This window comes from uncultured Pontibacter sp. (assembly GCF_947502515.1).
Taxonomy (GTDB): Bacteria; Bacteroidota; Bacteroidia; order Cytophagales; family Hymenobacteraceae; genus Pontibacter.
In genome coordinates this window covers 186,306-203,324 of record NZ_CANNAI010000004.1, presented here as the reverse complement: position 1 = coordinate 203,324, position 17,019 = coordinate 186,306, and the positions used below count along the sequence as shown (strand labels likewise).

The 17,019-nt window shown below is 47.8% G+C and carries 10 protein-coding genes and 1 tRNA gene; 2 read left to right on the top strand and 9 right to left on the bottom strand.

Annotation, left to right across the window (positions count from 1 at the left end):
• Positions 1–469 precede the first annotated feature (469 nt).
• Both Q1A54_RS12075 and Q1A54_RS12070 read right to left on the bottom strand, forming a co-directional pair.
• Entirely contained in the window at positions 470–7,588 is a 7,119-nt protein-coding gene (locus tag Q1A54_RS12075) for a T9SS type A sorting domain-containing protein (protein WP_299988357.1), read from the bottom strand.
• Positions 7,589–8,474: 886 nt separating this feature from the next.
• Positions 8,475–9,068 (bottom strand): hypothetical protein, encoded by a 594-nt coding sequence (locus tag Q1A54_RS12070; protein ID WP_299988354.1) that lies wholly within the window; start codon positions 9,066–9,068, stop codon positions 8,475–8,477.
• A gap of 352 nt (positions 9,069–9,420) precedes the next feature.
• Between Q1A54_RS12070 and Q1A54_RS12065 the strand changes: the two genes are divergently transcribed.
• Positions 9,421–9,771 carry a hypothetical protein gene (locus Q1A54_RS12065; RefSeq protein ID WP_299988351.1) on the top strand — a complete coding sequence of 117 codons (351 nt, stop codon included), beginning with the start codon at positions 9,421–9,423 and terminating at the stop codon, positions 9,769–9,771.
• A 341-nt stretch (positions 9,772–10,112) separates the two neighbouring features.
• A complete protein-coding gene (locus Q1A54_RS12060) occupies positions 10,113–11,561 on the top strand; it encodes a tetratricopeptide repeat protein (protein ID WP_299988348.1) in 1,449 nt (482 codons plus the stop codon).
• Positions 11,562–11,633: 72 nt separating this feature from the next.
• On the opposite strand, the gene Q1A54_RS12055 is transcribed toward Q1A54_RS12060, so the two are convergent.
• From Q1A54_RS12055 to Q1A54_RS12025, 7 genes are all read right to left on the bottom strand, one after another.
• A tRNA-Leu gene (locus Q1A54_RS12055) sits at positions 11,634–11,717 on the bottom strand.
• Positions 11,718–11,785: 68 nt separating this feature from the next.
• The gene (hscB, locus tag Q1A54_RS12050; RefSeq protein ID WP_299988345.1) at positions 11,786–12,316 is read right to left on the bottom strand and encodes a Fe-S protein assembly co-chaperone HscB; all 531 of its coding nucleotides are present in this window, start codon (positions 12,314–12,316) and stop codon (positions 11,786–11,788) included.
• 240 nt (positions 12,317–12,556) lie between these two features.
• Positions 12,557–13,078, bottom strand: a complete 522-nt coding sequence (locus Q1A54_RS12045) for an ankyrin repeat domain-containing protein (protein ID WP_299988342.1) — start codon at positions 13,076–13,078, stop codon at positions 12,557–12,559.
• A gap of 83 nt (positions 13,079–13,161) precedes the next feature.
• A complete protein-coding gene (hemA, locus tag Q1A54_RS12040) occupies positions 13,162–14,418 on the bottom strand; it encodes a glutamyl-tRNA reductase (RefSeq protein ID WP_299988339.1) in 1,257 nt (418 codons plus the stop codon).
• A gap of 112 nt (positions 14,419–14,530) precedes the next feature.
• Entirely contained in the window at positions 14,531–16,060 is a 1,530-nt protein-coding gene (locus Q1A54_RS12035) for a catalase (RefSeq protein ID WP_299988336.1), read from the bottom strand.
• 265 nt (positions 16,061–16,325) lie between these two features.
• Positions 16,326–16,616 carry an antibiotic biosynthesis monooxygenase family protein gene (locus tag Q1A54_RS12030; RefSeq protein ID WP_196115252.1) on the bottom strand — a complete coding sequence of 97 codons (291 nt, stop codon included), beginning with the start codon at positions 16,614–16,616 and terminating at the stop codon, positions 16,326–16,328.
• A 35-nt stretch (positions 16,617–16,651) separates the two neighbouring features.
• Positions 16,652–17,008, bottom strand: a complete 357-nt coding sequence (locus Q1A54_RS12025; RefSeq protein WP_299988331.1) for a hypothetical protein — start codon at positions 17,006–17,008, stop codon at positions 16,652–16,654.
• Between the last annotated feature and the right edge of the window lie 11 nt (positions 17,009–17,019).

The window sequence follows — 17,019 nt, the reverse complement described above, 5'->3', positions numbered from 1 at the left end:
AAACTTGATATATAGCTTGTTAGCTATATATTGATCATATTAGAATATTATAATCTGGAAACTTATCTAGCTTTTTTCATAGCAAGCATTAATCCATAAGTATTAATACTGAATGATCGACTAAGTACTTATAAAACAAGCTTCAATGATGTTTTAACATAGAAAGGATAAATTCCACTAATAAAACACTTCAGCCAATCTCCAATAATTTCAGAGGCGGCACATTCTTTTTTTCTTTGAAAAATATAGCATAAAAATTATGATGAATGCCCGCGCTCTACTCAATAAGACATTAGCCCTTAGGGAGGTATACGATCTGTTATATAAAGCCAAGCAGCTCCGGCAAGAAACTGATCCAGGGCAGGCAGCTGTTTTTCTATGGTATAGCAGGTATAGCTTCCGGGCAAAAAACAAAAGAAGAAAGCCATACTTGGCCTCCTTCTTTTGTTTGTATACCTAAGACAGGTATTTACTTTCTCAGTAGCTTAAGACGGTGCACGGTACCGTTGAGTTCTACCGTAAGTACATACATACCTGTTTGGTTAAGCGCATCAACCTTAAGTGGTAAATGCGTAGAACCTCCCTGCACGCTTTGCTCGGCCGACAACAGCAGTTTGCCAACTGTGTCATACATGTTAATACGGGCTATACCTGCATCAGGAATAGCAATGGAGAGTGTCAGGCTGGTGTTAAACGGATTCGGATAAGCAACAACATTAACTTTCTCTACTGCGCCAAAATTTACGAATTTTGGGCTGTAGATTTTCTCGTCACCATTGTGATCTACTTGTCGCAGTCGGTAGTAACGCACGCCTGTTTTGCCGTTCTCTTTATCGGTGTAGCTATACTTCTGCGTTAAAACAGTATTCCCATTCCCACTTTCTACAAAACCAAGCTGCCTGAACCTATACCCGTCTATTGATACCTCTACCGCAAATCCCTTGCTATCCTGCTCCGAAGCCGTTGCCCAAGTAAGCAGTGCGTCAGGACCTGAACGTACAGCCTTGAAGTACATCAACTCTACTGGTAGCGGCGTGATGGTCCCTCCCAAGGTATATTGCCGCTGTAAGGTTTGCTCACCGAACATGGACACCAGGTTATCAGTTTTGGTTTGTTCTTCCGTTCTAAGCTTCCAGTTACTGTCATCATTTGAGGTATAAAAGGACATCATTCCTTCGTCCACGTTGTTTAGCTCATGGTCGAAGTAAGCCATTTCGACAACCGCGTTCAGATTGGTGTTAGAGCCAAATGGCATCACTCTAAAATTGCGCATAATACTGTTCTGGTTTGCACCCACGGCCGTCCCCGTATTGCGGATGACTGTTGTTAGGCCTGGTGCGCCAGCTCTCGGGGTAATCGCCAGCCCCATGCCGCCAAAGTCTTCGCGTGCGGTAGTCAGTTCGCGTTGCGTTACAACAGCGCCTGTTACATAAGCGGTTTCTTTCTCGGAGATGCGTCCTTCTCCTCCCAGGGTTATCGCATTGCTACCAGTTCTAATCTCCCCTGCCGTCAATGTTAAGTTCTTCTCTACGGAGGCATCACCAGCCAGCGTTTTTATACCTGTGCCCGCTGAAGTTAGGTTATAATAGTCTAGCCCTGGTATTTGCTGTGCCCGGTTACCGTTAAAGGATATCGTATTTTCACCGGTAAGATCTGCAGTTGCTCCTTCGAGCAAACTGAAGGCAGCAGCTATACCTGTGGTCTCCGAAAAACGTTTGGTACTTGCGTTGCGCAGTGTCAGATTGTAGTAGTTGGTTGGCAGCACTTGCTGTGGACTGGCTCCATTGTATGTTACCGTTACGCCGATTCCGGCAGCATTCAACCCCGTAGTATCAGCCAGCAAAAACTGCTGCGCTATACCTGTTGTGCCGGCATCCAGTGTTTTAAAACCGATATTGCTCAGTATCACGTTATTATAATTGAGAGCGGCCACCGTTTGTGCCAGGGCACCATTGTACTCCACTACCCGAGGGGCAACCACGGCCACATCCCTGGCAACAGTTAGTGCTCCGGCTATGCGGGCAGTATCGCCGGCAAACGTCTTCGTGCCCGCATTCAGCAGTTGCAGGTTGCCATATTGTACGCTTTTTACCGCCTGGTCGCCGCCCTCGAACACCACGGTGCTTTCCGGATTAAACTTATACCTTACAAACTCCGGAAACGTATTGCTGCCAGCTACTCTGTAAGATGCCCCTTTGTCGATCGAAAAATAGGATGAATTACTTAACGCATCCGTTGTAACTTCTTCTGTTGTAGCTATAGTCTGTTCTTGTGTGTCAAAAACGCCACTTTCTACCATGAGAGTACTTATGCCTTCCAATGGCGCGCGCAGTGTTACAGCAACGTCGTTTTCTTTGGCAATGTGCACGTGCTGAATGTTGATCGGTTGATTTCCTTTTGCGATGATCGTAGCCGGAGCAGCACCCTTAAACTTAAGCTCTGTCTTAGTTCCGTCAAAATCAGCCCCGTTGTGCACAAAGTCTTTATAGATATTTACGACTTCCTGTGTCAGGTTTACCCGGGCGTTGTCGCCCACTATAAAATTCTGAACAGTGGCTGTACCTGCACCGCTCACCTGCGCAATTTCAGGCTTACCATCCGGGCCCACTTTTAATGCCATAAAGGTGAAGTCGGCTGCTTTGGCTTCTACTATACCGTCGTTGTTCACACCACCTTCCAGGGTATAGCGCTTGTTGCTTCCGTGCCAGACTGTGCTGCTTCCTATTACCACATTTCCTTTCACGTGCACGTCATTGCCCGTCAGGGTTGCCATATCAATGCCCTCTTGGTGAGAGTTGTCGAGTACCAGGTTGTTAAAAGAGGCAGGCAACATACCCATTGGTACAACTTTGCCTGTTCCGCTAACGCGTAGCGTGCCCATACTTTGGAATGCATCTACGCTTGAACCAAAGTTAAAGGTATGATTACCTGTGTTTTGCCCAACAGAAATAGCATCAAAGTGGATAATACCTTCGCTGACGATGGTACCGCTGTTGTTAATGCCTGTGTGAATGGTATGGGTCAACATACCTCCATCAAAAGCAGCGCCTTCATGCACAGTTAATGTACCGTATACACGCCAGTTCATACTTGTTCTAACACCGCCTGTGTTCTTGATTATTAGATCAGCAAACTCTGCATCAGATTTAGAATTGAAAACAGGAGGCTCGCTGCCATCAAACACGATGGTTGCAGCTCTGCGCTGGTCATCAGGTATAAGTGGAGCATTAAGTCGAATATGCTGTACACGTGTACCCACAAACGTTCGTAAACCCGCTCCTACCAATATACCATCGTTTGTCATGTCGCCAGCTAGGTATACTTTTACGTCAGGTGTATTAAGTAAACCGTTGTTAGCTAAGTCAAAGCCTTTATCTCTATCTGATGGATCCAGGTGTATCTGCTGGTTGCCATTTATATCCACGTTTCCGTTTACTATCAGGTCTGTTGTTATAGTATAATTAGCGCCGGCTTTTACGACCAGATTGTTTAGTGTCAGGGTGTTTCCAGAAATCACTTTGTTTGTGCCATCAGCCCGGTCCAGTACCAGTGTGCCACTTGGCGGATTTGGCGCCGTATACGCGCCGGCTGAGAAAGCCCCGTTGTGCTTAAAGTTGCCGTGCAGGGTCAGCGTTTGTTCGTTCGCGTTCAAAGATGCGTCGTTGTAAATGGTCAGGTCGCCAGCCACCTTGGTAGCTCCCAGCAGGGTCTTTGTGCTTCCGTTTTCGATCTCCAGGTTGCCATAGGTAGTAGCCGTGATATTTTGGGCTGTGTTGCCCTGGTACTTCACCGTGCTGAGCGGGTGCAGTATCATGTTGTTATACCTGGCCGGGAAGTTATTGCCACTCAGGAGTAAGGCAGCCTGGCCGCCCATTATAAACCTGCCACCTGCAGCACTTCTGTTCAGCGTACCGGTTCCCAGGTCTACTGTGCCGCTCTGCAAATCCAGGATATTGTTCACGAGCACGTTGCCTGTTACCGTCATTGTTGTTCCGGGTACTTTGGCTACGGTCAGGTTGTTGAAGGTTAGCGGCGAAGCAGCTTCCAGGTGGCTACCCTGCAGCGTAATGTGGCTGGTATTGGCCTCAAAAGTACCTCCACGCTTTGTCCAGTTCCCCATCACGGTAATTTCAGAATTGCCTACTTCCAGCACACCTCCATTCTGGATCACATTCTTTTCCAGATTATAATTTCCGCCAGGTATAGAGAAACGGCCACTGTTTACAGTAATATCTCCGGCTACCCATCCTTCGGCAGGGGCCACAAGCGTTGCAACACCAGACGGCTTGTCAATGGTCAGGTTATTGTAATACACCACTCCAATCACCTGTGCATTTGAGCCTTCGTATGTGAACGTGCCTGTTCCCTTATCAAAGAATTCGAGGGGGCTGCTAAAGTTATAATTGCCGCTTAACTTAATGTGTCCGCTGCCCAATGCTATAAATCCTGTACCTGCATGATTTAAGTCGCCGGTGATCGTTGTAGTACCAGAGCCCATTAGCAAGCTGATGCTATTTCCCTGGCTACCATCATTAAGCGTCAGGTAACCGCCAATGTTCAGGGGCTGGTTACCAGTAGTAATCCGGTGCTGCACGTTTGTTCCGGCGCCGGTGGCTGCCAGGTTACCCTCTACAGCCAGGCTTCCGGAAACAAGATCCAGTGTTATAGGAGCGGTTCCTCTAAACTGAACAACTTTCACTTTTGCAGCCGAGTTGATCTGTGGCTGGAAAGCAGGTGTTATGCCACCCAACTCCACGATATCCATTTCGCCCGGAATCGCAGCCGCTGGCATTGGCGTTGTGCCTGTAATGTTTTCCCAATTGGCCGCTAGTTCCCATGCCGTGCTGCTGCCGCCCTTCCATCTGTACACACTGACTGTGGAAGAAAGCGTCCAGATGCCGTTTACATCAGCTAAGGCTTCCTGGCTTACCCAATCCTGGTCGATGTTGTTCGTTTTTTTGCCCATCGGCGTCCAAACGTTGCTTACCCGCTTATAGAGCTGCAGGCCTGCCTCTGTGTTGCCGTTCAGTTCTGAGTCCAGGTACTGTAACTGCAGGGTGGCCCCTGAATAGGTGCCTAAAGGAACAGCGACGGTGTAGGTACCGTTAAGGGCCGCACCGGACGGAAAACCTGCAACTGTTTGGTACTGCAGGTTAACTGATACACCCGAAACACCCATCGCAGTTGCGAAACTCAACTGTGTATATGGTCCATTAAAGGCGTAGGCTTTGCCAGCCTCAAAAGAATGGGTCCTGGTTAATTTGCCTACTACCCAGCTGCTGCCGGTACGGTCGCCTGTCAGGTATACCTGGCTTGCTCCGGTTATGAGCAGACCGTTGTTCATGTGGAGTGTTCCGGCGGTGATATCTGTGATTAACGTAACAGTATTGCCTGCAGATGCCTTCTGCAAGGTAAGGGCACTGAAAGTGGTAGGCCCGGCCATGGTCGTGTTCGCACCGCCCGCCAGTATAATGGTGCTCGTGCCAGCAGTAAATGTCCCGTTGTTAACCCAGTTGCCGTTTATGGTGTGGTTGTTAGCGCCTGCTACAAAGGTTGCGCCATTGCCGATGCTCAGGTTGCCGTTGGCAGTGATGCTGGCGCCAGCTGATTTGCTGCCCACGTTAGCAAAAGCGATATGATGGTAGACTACCCCTGGCATAATTTGTGCCGCCGCCCCATTAAACGTAACCGTGTTGGGGCTGTTTGTAACGGCATCAAAAGCTGGGCCTGCAGTAAAATTGCCGGCTATACCCAAGTTTGCGTTTGCAGCCATGCGCAGCAAACTGCCCGATACGGTAACATGGTATAAATTGTGACTGCCGTTAAAGGTAGAGTTGCCAGAAAAGTTGATGGTACCTGCAGTGGCGCTAAGATTGCCCGCCCCACTTACATCTGATTTGATGTGGAAGGAGCTTGTCGTCCCGATAACACCATTTACTCTCAGGCCAAACAACGTGAGGGCACCGGCGTTACCGATCGTTTTTGCAGTACCAGTCATATTGATCGCTCCTGCAGTTGCCGTAAAAGACTTGCCTGCATTCACAGCCAGGCTTCCCTGTATCTCAAACGAAGCAATGGTGCTCACGGAACCATCTATAACGAAATCCTGGAGGGTTATGCCGCTGCCGCCAATGCTTTTAGCACTGCCCGTCATGGTTAGCCTGCCGCCACCGGCATGTGCAAAAGTGCCGGCTCCCGTAGTAGCCAGGTCGCCGCTCACACTTACTTCAGGCGCAGCAATGCTGGTGCCTGCGCCGCTTATGGTCAGGTTATGGAAGGAAGCAGTGCCACTTACCGTTCTGATGATTGATTTCCCTGCTCTGGACAGTATAACAGTACTGCCCTCACCTGAAAAAATAGCATTGTTTGTCCAGTTGCCCCCAATGGTGTGGGTAAAGTTTCCACCGCTAAAGGTAGCACTACCGCTTAATACCACATCGCCATTTATCGCCATGTTGCCTCTTGCTGCAAAGGCTGCACTGCCGCCACCCGTTAGCATGCCGCCAATGGTCATGCTAGCAGCGGGCATTGTTTTGGTGCCGGATCCGCTCAGGGTTACATTACCGTAAGCTTCATTAGTCACAGTTTGGTTAGCGCCGCTGTACTCAACAGTACTGTTTATGCTTAGGTCGCGGCTAGCAAAACCCGACGGGAATGTACCTGTGCCGCCTATCTTTAAAGTAGCCCCGTTTGCTACTGTGAGAGCACCACCCGCCACTGCACCTGTCCCTGTCCTGTTTAGCGAGCGGCTACCAAGATCCAGAGTGCCGGCTTGCACATTCAGTTGCGTTTGCGCAGAATTTGCAGCTATTGTGGTATTATCTGTCTGTGCCAGCATTTTCACTCCGCCACCGCTTATGTGTAGCCTCTGGTAAGTAGCTGCATGAATGGTCTGGTTACCGGCAGCCGCATAATCGATTACGCTGGTCGGGAACATACTGGTAGGAAAAGCAGCACTCCCAGCAAGGGAGTAATTGCCTTCGAAAGTAGTCGCTTTTACCTTGAGCACCGCACCATCGCCAAGTGTAAAGCCATTAGAAGGAGCGGATGTGAACGTTACTTTATGCCCTTCCGGATCAAATGTGCCTAACACCTCAAACTTGGATAACACACTTGCTAAGGGTGTAAGATTGATGTTGTTACCCAGTGTTATAGCACCTCGTATGATCAGGTAATTGAAGGCATTGGCTGAGGAGCCACCGATCGACTTATTTATGCCACCAAACTCTATTGTTGGGTAATAAGTGGTAGTACCTATGGTGATCCGGTTTTCGGCATAAGTACCATTGTTGGTCCAGTTGCCGTTTACAACCATGTCGGAGCCGTTGTTGGTGAGCGTACCACCGCTATTAATAGAGAGATCACCGGTTACTGTAACTTTTAGCAGCAGGTTGCGGGCATTAAGACTAGCCCCGCTGGCTATAGTTAAAGAACGCACCGTAACGGCATTGCTGACCGCAATTATGGGTTGGTTTGTTGTTCTGCCAATAGTAACGTCGGTGTTAGCATCCGGCACACTGCGTGGCGACCAGTTATCCGAATTATTCCAGTCGGTAGTATTTACCTGATCGGACCAAAATGGCCACAAAATCCATCGCGTTGTTCCTTCTCCTGTCCAGGCAGCGGTTTTGGTTTGGGCCGTTGCATCAAATGCCTGCAGGCACAACAGAAGAAGTAATATAGCAGAAATTTTGAATGGAGCACGAATTGCACTCCAGCAGGGTAAAGGTATTCCCATACACACGGTTGATTATAGGTAAACGATACTTTTGTTATTAATTATTCAGTATGATGTGATCTGTTTGCTTCCGGGTTACACACAACAGTGATCGCCTTATTACCAAAACATAAAAGTGCAAATTCCCGCCTGCTTCAATTTTAAAACCCTTAAAGAATTATACCACAATGATAATTCTTTTCGCGGGCGCAAAAAAAATGAGATATATCATATACAATTTTCAGCACCCGCCCTCAACAAACCTTTTTTACACATTTTTAAACTAGTGCAACTTGTAAAGCTATAACATTAGCATGATTATACATAAGATTAAAATAAAGTATAATCCAATTTACATTGTTCTACGCGAGACAACAAGCACCTGTAACTCATAAGAGACACAGTCCTAAAAAATTAATCTCTGAAGTTAACTTATCTGTGCTATTAGCACCTAGCAAACTGCACAGAGTAAAGTTTAGCAGGCTAGCTATATGTTGCTAATTTGCTAATGGAAATCATTGTACAAAACAAATAGTTCCAACAAGTCAGTATAAATTTTCCGAGAGATAAAGATTATAAATCGATGGTTAAACAATGAATAGGATAGGTTGCAGGGAGAGGTTGTGATGGAGCAGGGATTAGTATCATTGCAGAGACATGAATGCCAGCTATTGGGAACCTGGGTGCAGTGGAAAACACGCTTTACCTAAGCGCACGGGTACGCAGAGGCATGATTGTAAGTGGCGAAACTTTTCGGTCAGCTGTTATTTTGCTTGGATGCGGCATCTTTTATAACTGCGTCTAATTGCTGGCAGTTATCGATGAGCATGTTACAGATATTCTGTAGGTTTTGATCCAGTTCCATATGCTCCAGCACTTTAGCCAGCCCCATGATGTTTGCCAAAGGTCTTCTGACTATATGGGACTGGTAAAAAGCAATCTCTTTCAGCAAGGATTTTGCGTCCTTGAGTTGCTCATGAGATGCCGTATAATCAGTTATATCGTAACCCAGGCAGAACATGCCGGCAGGATTACCTATTTCATCTAACAAAGCCTTGTATTCCCACTGTGTAATCAGGTAGCCACCTTTGCCATCATGCTTGCGGATCGTGGCCGGGAAGGTACTATCGGGCTGCGCAAAGCATTTGGCAGCAACCTCTGCACAGACTTTGGTATCGTCCGGGTGCATCGTAACTTCGTAGGGCTGCCCGACAATACAGCCATGAATGCCCTGAAAGGCATTGTTGTAGCAGTTGTTCACATAGGTATACCTTCCCTCCATGTTGGTGGTAATAATGTAGTAGAAGGTGGAGTTCTCTAGCAGCTGTTTCGTTTCTTCAAAACTCGTCATAAACAAAAATAAGAAAACTAATATATAGAGTTCAGGCAGCTTAGGCAATTTTGAGTAGAAGATTTTATAACGGGTACCCATTGTTTCCAACTTGAAAAGCAATCGTTCCATGTTGCCACAATCAATTCGAACAAGTTATCTAAAGAGTAATTCTTTAAGATGCTGAGTGTTACATTAGGGGCACAGATATTACACAACCAAAGTTTTTTTTGAGACAGCTGTTTACAGGGAGACGCGATGTACAAATGTGGAGATCAAAAAAACTTAATGGTTCTGGCTATTACAGGTATACCAAGCCATCCATTTGGATAGGTTTTTGCTAATATTTAACAGAGCCTTATGCATTATACCTATGAAAAATTTATCCCTCGTGTTCGCTCTTTCTACCCTGGTATATACCGGGAGTTATGCACAGGCAGTACCTGCCTCTCTTCCTACAACTACTACTCAACGAACTGAAGCGTACTGTGAGATAAGGTTCTTTGTGAAAGCTCTTTTCAGTACTAAAGTGCATGCACATGTTGATTTCGGCAACGGAGAAGAGGTATTGAAAGACGCCCAAGGAAATAATATTGATTTCGTATCCCCTATGGCTGCTCTGAACTACATGAATAGCAAAGGCTGGAAATTAGTCGATACCTATCCCAGGGTTCATGAAGGAAGTAGTTGTACCTACTATGTGATGAAACGGAGTTTGCAGTGAAAGTAACTCCAGCTAATCGATGGTATTCGGATTTTAAAGAAACAAAAAGCCCTGTAGATTCTTATCTACAGGGCTTTTTTAGTTTATATATACCTTGGACCGGACTTAAAAGAGTTCTTGATAGCTGCAAGTGGTTTGAAACATGCGTTTGTAGAGTGTATAGTGACGTTTTAATATAACATTATTAATGTTAACAGATCTTAACTGATGTTCTACCACCTAATTTAACACTACTAACATAACCTGATCATGAGTATGTCTTCATATTAAAGACTATAGCACCATCAAACTTTATTAGAATTTATATATATTTAGTAGAACCACCAAGAAATTCATATAGTATGAGAAGTATCATAGTGCTCTTGTTTACTTTTTTTATAGCAGTATTAAATGCAAATGCGCAAAGTGAAACCAAGTCTGACTCGTGGGAAGATAACTATAGTGAAGCGAAGCTCGCATTAGAAAACGCTGAGTATTCTATAGCTTTTGAAAAAGCAATCGCGGCAGAAAGGCTGTTGAAAGAATGGGATCCTGAAGTTGCTTTAGTGAAAATACATGCGCTTCACAATCTCGCTCAAATTAATGACTATGTAGATAGTAACCTAAATAATTCCTTACTATCCGAAGTAGATAGGTACATCATGTTTAACAGGGGCAAAAAAGAAAATCAGCAGGGTATTGTGCAGCTTAATACAGAACTAAAAGCACTTCCGATATATATCAAAGGTAACTCTGCCAAAACGGAAGAGATGTATGGGGAAGCGATGCAGTATTACTTTAAAGCTGCTGAAATGGGGATATCAAACGCAATGCTTCAAATTGGCCGGTTATATTCTGAAGGGTTAGGTGTAGATCAAAACGCTAAACAAGGATTCAAGTGGTATCTTAAAGCAGCAGAAAATGGTAATTCAGATGCAATGCTTATTGTAGGAATATGGTACAGTAGAGGCATTGGTGTAGAGACAGATACTTCTGAAGGATTAAGATGGTTTAGAAGAGCCGCAGAAAAAGGCAACGGTAGCGCTATGGCTAATTTAGGAATCGCATACTTAATGGGTCGTGGTACTGAAGTCAACTACAAAGAAGCTTTAAAATGGTCATTGCTTGCGTCCAATAATGGTGAAGTAGGAGCATATCATAACCTAGGGGTTCTTTATGCTAACGGACTGGGAGTTGATAAAGATTTCACAAAAGCAATTGAGTGGTATGAAAAGGCTGCAGCGGAGGGATTTGCTGATTCTATGATTAATTTGGGTAACTTATACTCAAGAGGTGGCCCAGGTGTCACAGAGGATCAAAGTGTTGCTATGAATTGGTATTTAAAAGCAGCTGAACAAGGAAAAGCGGTAGCTATGCATAACATAGCATCAATGTACGTTAAAGGACTCGGTGTAAGTGTTGACTACTGTGAAGGTCTTACGTGGTATAAAAAGAGTGCTGCCTTGGGCGAAGATAAATCTATGCATGCAGTTGGTTACATCTATTTAGATGGCAAAGCAGGAAAAAGGAATTATAAAAAGGCAAGAAATTGGTTTTTACAAGCAGCGGAAAAGGGCAATGTAGATTCAATGGTGAACATGGGGGTACTTCATGTCGAAGGTAATGGTGTGAAGAAAAACTATGTAGTTGCTTTAGAGTGGTTTCAAAAAGCGGCTGAAATGGGAAGCGTTAAAGGGATGCTGTATTTAGCAAATCTTTATGAAAAGGGGGGCAAAGGCGTTAGAAAGGATAAAGATCTTTCGGATCAATGGCGCCAAAAAGCAGAAAATTTAAAAGATGTAAAATCATAAAGATTTTGCCATCGTTTCTGCCATCTTTAAACGAAAAAACCCACTGACAATCAGTGGGTTTTTTCGTTTTTGTACCTTGGGCCGGAGTCGAACCGGCACGAGTGTAACCTCATTGGTGTTTGAGACCAACGCGTCTACCAATTCCGCCACCAAGGCATTTTGTTCTCTCTGGTTTCAGGTATAGCACCCTAGGCCGGAGTCGAACTTTTGTTCCTGATCGACTATCAGGAACGGGTTGCAAACTTAGATAAAGTTTCCTGAATACGCAACAAATATTTTTTCTTCAAATAGTAGGTTTTTACCTCCTCCAGGGCCTCTTCTTTGGTAACTCCATGAAGCTCAGGGTATCGCTGCAGCACCGGCAGGATATCATTTTCTAAAGCGGCCATCGTTCCAGTGCTCTTCTCACCTATTTCATGCAGCTTGGCGGCGTCGAAGTCGAACTCCAGCTCCATCAGCTCCTCGTTGATCTCCATCATCTCCATCAGGAAATCGCCCGGCAGCTCGTTCTTACCTTCCTCCAGCAGACCGTGCTCTTTCAGGATGTACTGCATGCGCAGGTCGGCATCACTGAGGGTGCGGTAGGCGTTGGTATTGAGCGTGGAGAGCTCCAGGATCTTCTGCTGCGTGCCCAAGTCCTCGTTCGCGTAAAAGTCGGGGTGGTACTCGCGGCTCAGCTCGTAGTAGCGTCGCTTGATCGCTTTCTCGTCGGGCAGGAAACTCTCAGGTATATGGTAAAACTCGAAGTAATTCATAGTTCAGTTATCAGTAAGCAGTTATCAGAAAGCCGGGCACCCTTAGTTTTGAACAGGTTGGGATGTCCGGTAGCGGTACCCATCAGGTATACGTAGCAAAAGTACAGGAAAAGCGGAAGGATTGTTTATCTCTGTCCAAAAAAGGCAGTGACACGAACCGCTATACCTGTTCACTCCAAAAGAGAAAGCCTGTGCCGCTCCCGCAACACAGGCCATTCACCCCTTAAACACAATTAAGGGCTATTGCAACAGCTTCATGCCTTCTTCGTTGCCCTGCTGCCGGGCCAGGTCGAGGGCGGTGAGGCCGCGCTGGTCTTTGCTATTTTTGTCGGCGCCATGCTTCACCAGCAGCCCGATCAGATCGTTGCGGCCGAACATACTGGCAAACATCAGGGCGGTGCCGCCGTTGCCGTTCTGCACATTCACATCGGCACCTTTGCTGATGAGCAGCTCCGCCAGGGCCGGGTATCCTTTAAAGGCCGTTCCCATCAGGGCGGTATTGCCCGAAGCATCCTGCTGGTTCACGTTCGCACCGGCTTCCAGCAGCACATCCACTGCCTCCTGGTGACCGCCATACACGGCGATGATCAGCGGCGTAAAGCCTCGTTGATCGGCTGCATTCACATCGGCTTTGTTTTGCAGGTGCTGGCGTATAGCCGCTACATCGCCTGCCCTCGCTGCCCCGATCAGGTCAGTGGTCTGGGCAAAAATTGTGGCAGGTATAAGTAAAAACAGGAGGTTGATTATTAATGATCTAAACATGGTATTCAGGTATAGGTTATTTGTTGAATGTTAATTTTCGTAGGCCCTTGCCGGTGCAGGTATAGCCAGCGGTGCGGCTTGTTTTATAAGCTTATCTTTTCTTCGGAAGGAGTTGTTCTGAACAGTTGCTGCATGGCCTGCAGGAGTTGCTCACGGGCTATTCCTTCTGTAGTGCGTAGTGCGCCCGCCGGACGCCGGATCAGCCTGTCGAGCGTGGCCTTGGCGATGGCCTGAGCTGCTCCCTTATTGGCAGGGCCTATGTGCCTCTGGAGCTCGCTGCCGAGCACCTCCGCAAAAAAGCTTTTCAGTTCGCCTATAGCATGGGCAACGGGTTGGTCCTGCAACCACACGGCAAAGGATTCTGTTTCCTCGGCCACGATCTGCTCCACGGTTGTAATTGCTGCTTGCCGCGTCGCCAGAACCGCCTGCGTACGGCTGCTGATCTGGTCGATATTTACCAGTGTAGTGTTGGCCAGCTGTCCTGATCCAGGGGCTATACCTTGGGGCACCGACAGGTCAAGGAGCACACGCTTGCTTTTTGCTTCCCCGAAAGCCGCTGCCTGCAGCTGCGCACCGCTACCCACACAACTCACTACTACATCAAAACTGCTGAGCGCCTGCTTGTAGTCACTAAAAGGCAGGTACTTTAAACCCAGTTCCTGCGCCAGTGCTTCGGCGCGGGCATCGGTGCGGTTCGTCAGCACGATGTCCCGGAAGCCAAAGGAGCTGGCATAGCGGGCAATGTCCGTACCCATCTGCCCGGTCCCGATGATCAGCATGCGTTTGATGACGAATTCTTTGCGCGGGAAAAAGTCAGTCAGGCGCTCCAGGGCGGCATAGCCCACTGAGGCGGCCCCTACCCTGAAGTCGGTTTCGTTGTGTACCCGCTTGTGCGCCCGGAACAGCGTCTGCAGTGCCTGGTGCAGCAGCGGGCTCCCCAGCTTCTGTTCGTTGGTCAGGCGGTAGCTGTCTTTCAGTTGCCCGATGATCTGGCGGTCGCCGAGCACCCGCGAACGCAGTCCAAGACCAACCTCCAGGAGGTAGAGCAAAGTGCTTTCGCTGTAGCTGTGGTGTGTGAAAAGCGACGAAAAGGCAGCTGCCTCTAAGTTTTTAAATCGAAGTAGCGCCTGTTGTATAGTAGTTGGTTCGGCTGCAGTTGTTTCATAGTATACCTCGGTGCGGTTGCAGGTTGTCAGCACCAGCACGCCCTCCACCTGTCCCGCCGCTTTCAGCTCCTGCATAAAGGCCGCGGCCTCTTCTCTGCTCAGTTGCAGGGCCTGCCGCTGTTCGAGGGTGGCGGTTTGGTGTGAAATGGAAATAACCTGTAGAGCATGCTTCATGGCAAAAGGGAAAATGGTTTTACGGAGGAAATCCGGCCTGTCAGCCGTTTCGCTAACAGACAGGGTTCAGGAAAGGCAGGCTGAGCCTTTTATACCCAGCCTGATCCTGTTGTTATTTGTTTGCCACCAGGGCCAGCACTTCGGTTTTGTTCAGTTTCAGCGCTTTCATCAAACGGGTGCCGTAGTCGGCGTCAGCCTGATAGAAATGGCTTACCATTTTGTTCACGATCACTTTGTTGCGGATCTGCCCCAGGTCACCTGCCAGGTTGCTGATCAGGTGCTTTTTGTCGGCCTCCGAAAGAGAGCGGTATAATTCACCGGCCTGCGCAAAGTTGTTCTGCTTGCTGATGGCGCGCTGCATGGTCTCGGCGTCGATCTTGCGGGTAGCGTATTCGTGCTGCTTGCTCTCCACGTAAGTACCGTTTTTGGTCATGCTCGGCTCATAGTTGACATTGGAGTTCTTGCCACGGTTGCTGAAAGCGCCGTTCTGGTTGTTACTGTTCACATCCACTTTAGGAGCGTTTACCTCAATGCGCTGGAAGTTAGCACCTAGGCGGTAACGCTGCGTGTCAAAGTAAGAGAACACACGGCCCTGCAACAGCCTGTCTTCTGAGGGCTCTATACCTGGCACCAGCGTAGCCGGCGAGAAAGCCGACTGCTCCACCTCCTCAAAGAAGTTGCCCGGCACGCGGTTCAGCGTCATTTTACCGATCTTGATGCTCGGCGCCACCGACTCAGGCCAGATCTTGGTTGGATCTAGCGGGTTGAAATCGAACTTGTCCAGGTCTTCCGGCTTCATCATCTGTACCGTCAGCTCCCAGCTCGGGAAGTTGCCTTTGCCGATCTGCTCGTAGAGGTCGGTGGTTGCGTGGGTATGGTCTTTAGCCTGCACCTGCGACGCCTCAGCTGCTGACAGACTTCTCACGCCCTGCAGCGACTTCCAGTTGTACTTCACATAAGTTACCTCGCCCTGAGCGTTCACCCACTTGAAGGCGTGCACCCCAAAGCCGTCCATTTCACGGTAGCTGGCTGGCGTGCCCAGGTTAGAGTACAGATAGGTTAGCATGTTGGTAGACTCCGGCTGGTGCGACAGGAAGTCGAACACGCGCTCTTGGTCCTGCTTGTTGTAGATAGGCGATGGCTTGAAAGAGTGCACCATGTCCGGGAATTTCATGGCATCACGGATAAAGAACACCGGCAGGTTGTTGCCCACCAGGTCGTAGTTGCCCTGGTCGGTGTAGAACTTCACGGCAAAGCCACGCGGGTCACGCAGGGTTTCAGGAGAGCCCTGCTCGTGCACCACGGTGGAGAAGCGTATGAAAAGAGGGGTTTTCTTTCCTTTGCCGTTGAACAGAGAGGCCTTGGTGTATTGAGAGAAGTCACCGTAACTTTCGAACTCGCCATAAGCACCGGCACCACGGGCATGCACAACACGCTCCGGTATACGCTCACGGTCAAACGAGGCCAGTTTTTCGATCAGGTGCACGTCCTCTAGCAATACAGGACCGTTCTCACCGGCTGTCTTGGAATTTTGGTTGTTGCCCACTGGCGCACCTGTGTTGGTGGTGAGTGGCTTCTGCTGCGCCATAGCAAACTGACCGCTTGCAACAATGGCTAACACTAGTAAAGATTTCCGTAACATTTGTGGAATTTGGGTTGATTAACGCCACAAAAGTCAGCGGAAAGCCTATATAGATCAAATCAATAAAAACTAACTGAATATAGCTAAACTCTATAATACTTCTTAAACTACTTGCTCCTAATAAGTTAATTCGATCCTAAACCAACTCTACAGATCGAAAAGAAGTCCATCCTCCAAATGAGTTTTGCAAAGTAAAGCTTAATAGATACAGCAGCCCGATCAGACATAAATCAGCCTTAACTGCTTACTGGGAATTGATAAGTGCCTAAATGTTTACGGACACATGCGACCAAGCCTGCGGCTTATCAGCAAACAGCGCCTTGGTGGCTTTCCATACCTGCCCAAAGAGCTCGGAGTCGCGGTAGTTGTTGAGGTGCTCCTCGGAGTCCCAGAGGCTGTAGGTGCTGTAAATATTGGGGTGGTTCAGGTCCTGCAGCAGTTCTACGTGGTTACAGCCGTCAAAAGCCCTGATCTTATCTTTTGAGTTGCGGAAAATTTCCAGAAAATCGGCTGTCTTCTCTGGCTGAAAGGTCATGCGTACTATGCGGATTAACATGGAGTGAGTTAGTGAATGAGTGATTTGAAATTGTATTAGTGTTGGGTGGACTCGCCCTTCCTGAAAATCGAGACAAGCGCTATGATCAGGTATACAGTAGCACTTAGGCCGAAAACATAGGGCAGATACTGTTTTTCTTCCTGGTAAAACACGATGGCCATACCTGCCAGAGCCGCCGACTCGATCAAAAAGCAAGCGATCTTGACACTTCTGTGAGACCAGTGGTAAACCTTCTCCAAAATTAATAAAATGATGATCAACAAACCCAATCCTACAAAAAAACCACCACTCAACACATGCTGCTGGCTCAGCTTGTCCGCCCCCTTCAGGAGCAACATAAATACCGTGAGCACATGCACCAGCAGGCCAAGTTGGTGGTTCCTATCTTTCATGCGAAAGCATC

What these genes read in the sequence shown, in the direction of transcription:
- Q1A54_RS12070 (WP_299988354.1), bottom strand. Translation starts at nt 9,068, where the DNA reads ATGACGAGTTTTGAAGAAACGAAACAGCTGCTAGAGAACTCCACCTTC.
- Q1A54_RS12065 (WP_299988351.1), top strand. Translation starts at nt 9,421, where the DNA reads ATGAAAAATTTATCCCTCGTGTTCGCTCTTTCTACCCTGGTATATACC.
- Q1A54_RS12060 (WP_299988348.1), top strand. Translation starts at nt 10,113, where the DNA reads ATGAGAAGTATCATAGTGCTCTTGTTTACTTTTTTTATAGCAGTATTA.
- hscB (WP_299988345.1), bottom strand. Translation starts at nt 12,316, where the DNA reads ATGAATTACTTCGAGTTTTACCATATACCTGAGAGTTTCCTGCCCGAC.
- Q1A54_RS12045 (WP_299988342.1), bottom strand. Translation starts at nt 13,078, where the DNA reads ATGTTTAGATCATTAATAATCAACCTCCTGTTTTTACTTATACCTGCC.
- hemA (WP_299988339.1), bottom strand. Translation starts at nt 14,418, where the DNA reads ATGAAGCATGCTCTACAGGTTATTTCCATTTCACACCAAACCGCCACC.
- Q1A54_RS12035 (WP_299988336.1), bottom strand. Translation starts at nt 16,060, where the DNA reads ATGTTACGGAAATCTTTACTAGTGTTAGCCATTGTTGCAAGCGGTCAG.
- Q1A54_RS12030 (WP_196115252.1), bottom strand. Translation starts at nt 16,616, where the DNA reads ATGTTAATCCGCATAGTACGCATGACCTTTCAGCCAGAGAAGACAGCC.
- Q1A54_RS12025 (WP_299988331.1), bottom strand. Translation starts at nt 17,008, where the DNA reads ATGAAAGATAGGAACCACCAACTTGGCCTGCTGGTGCATGTGCTCACG.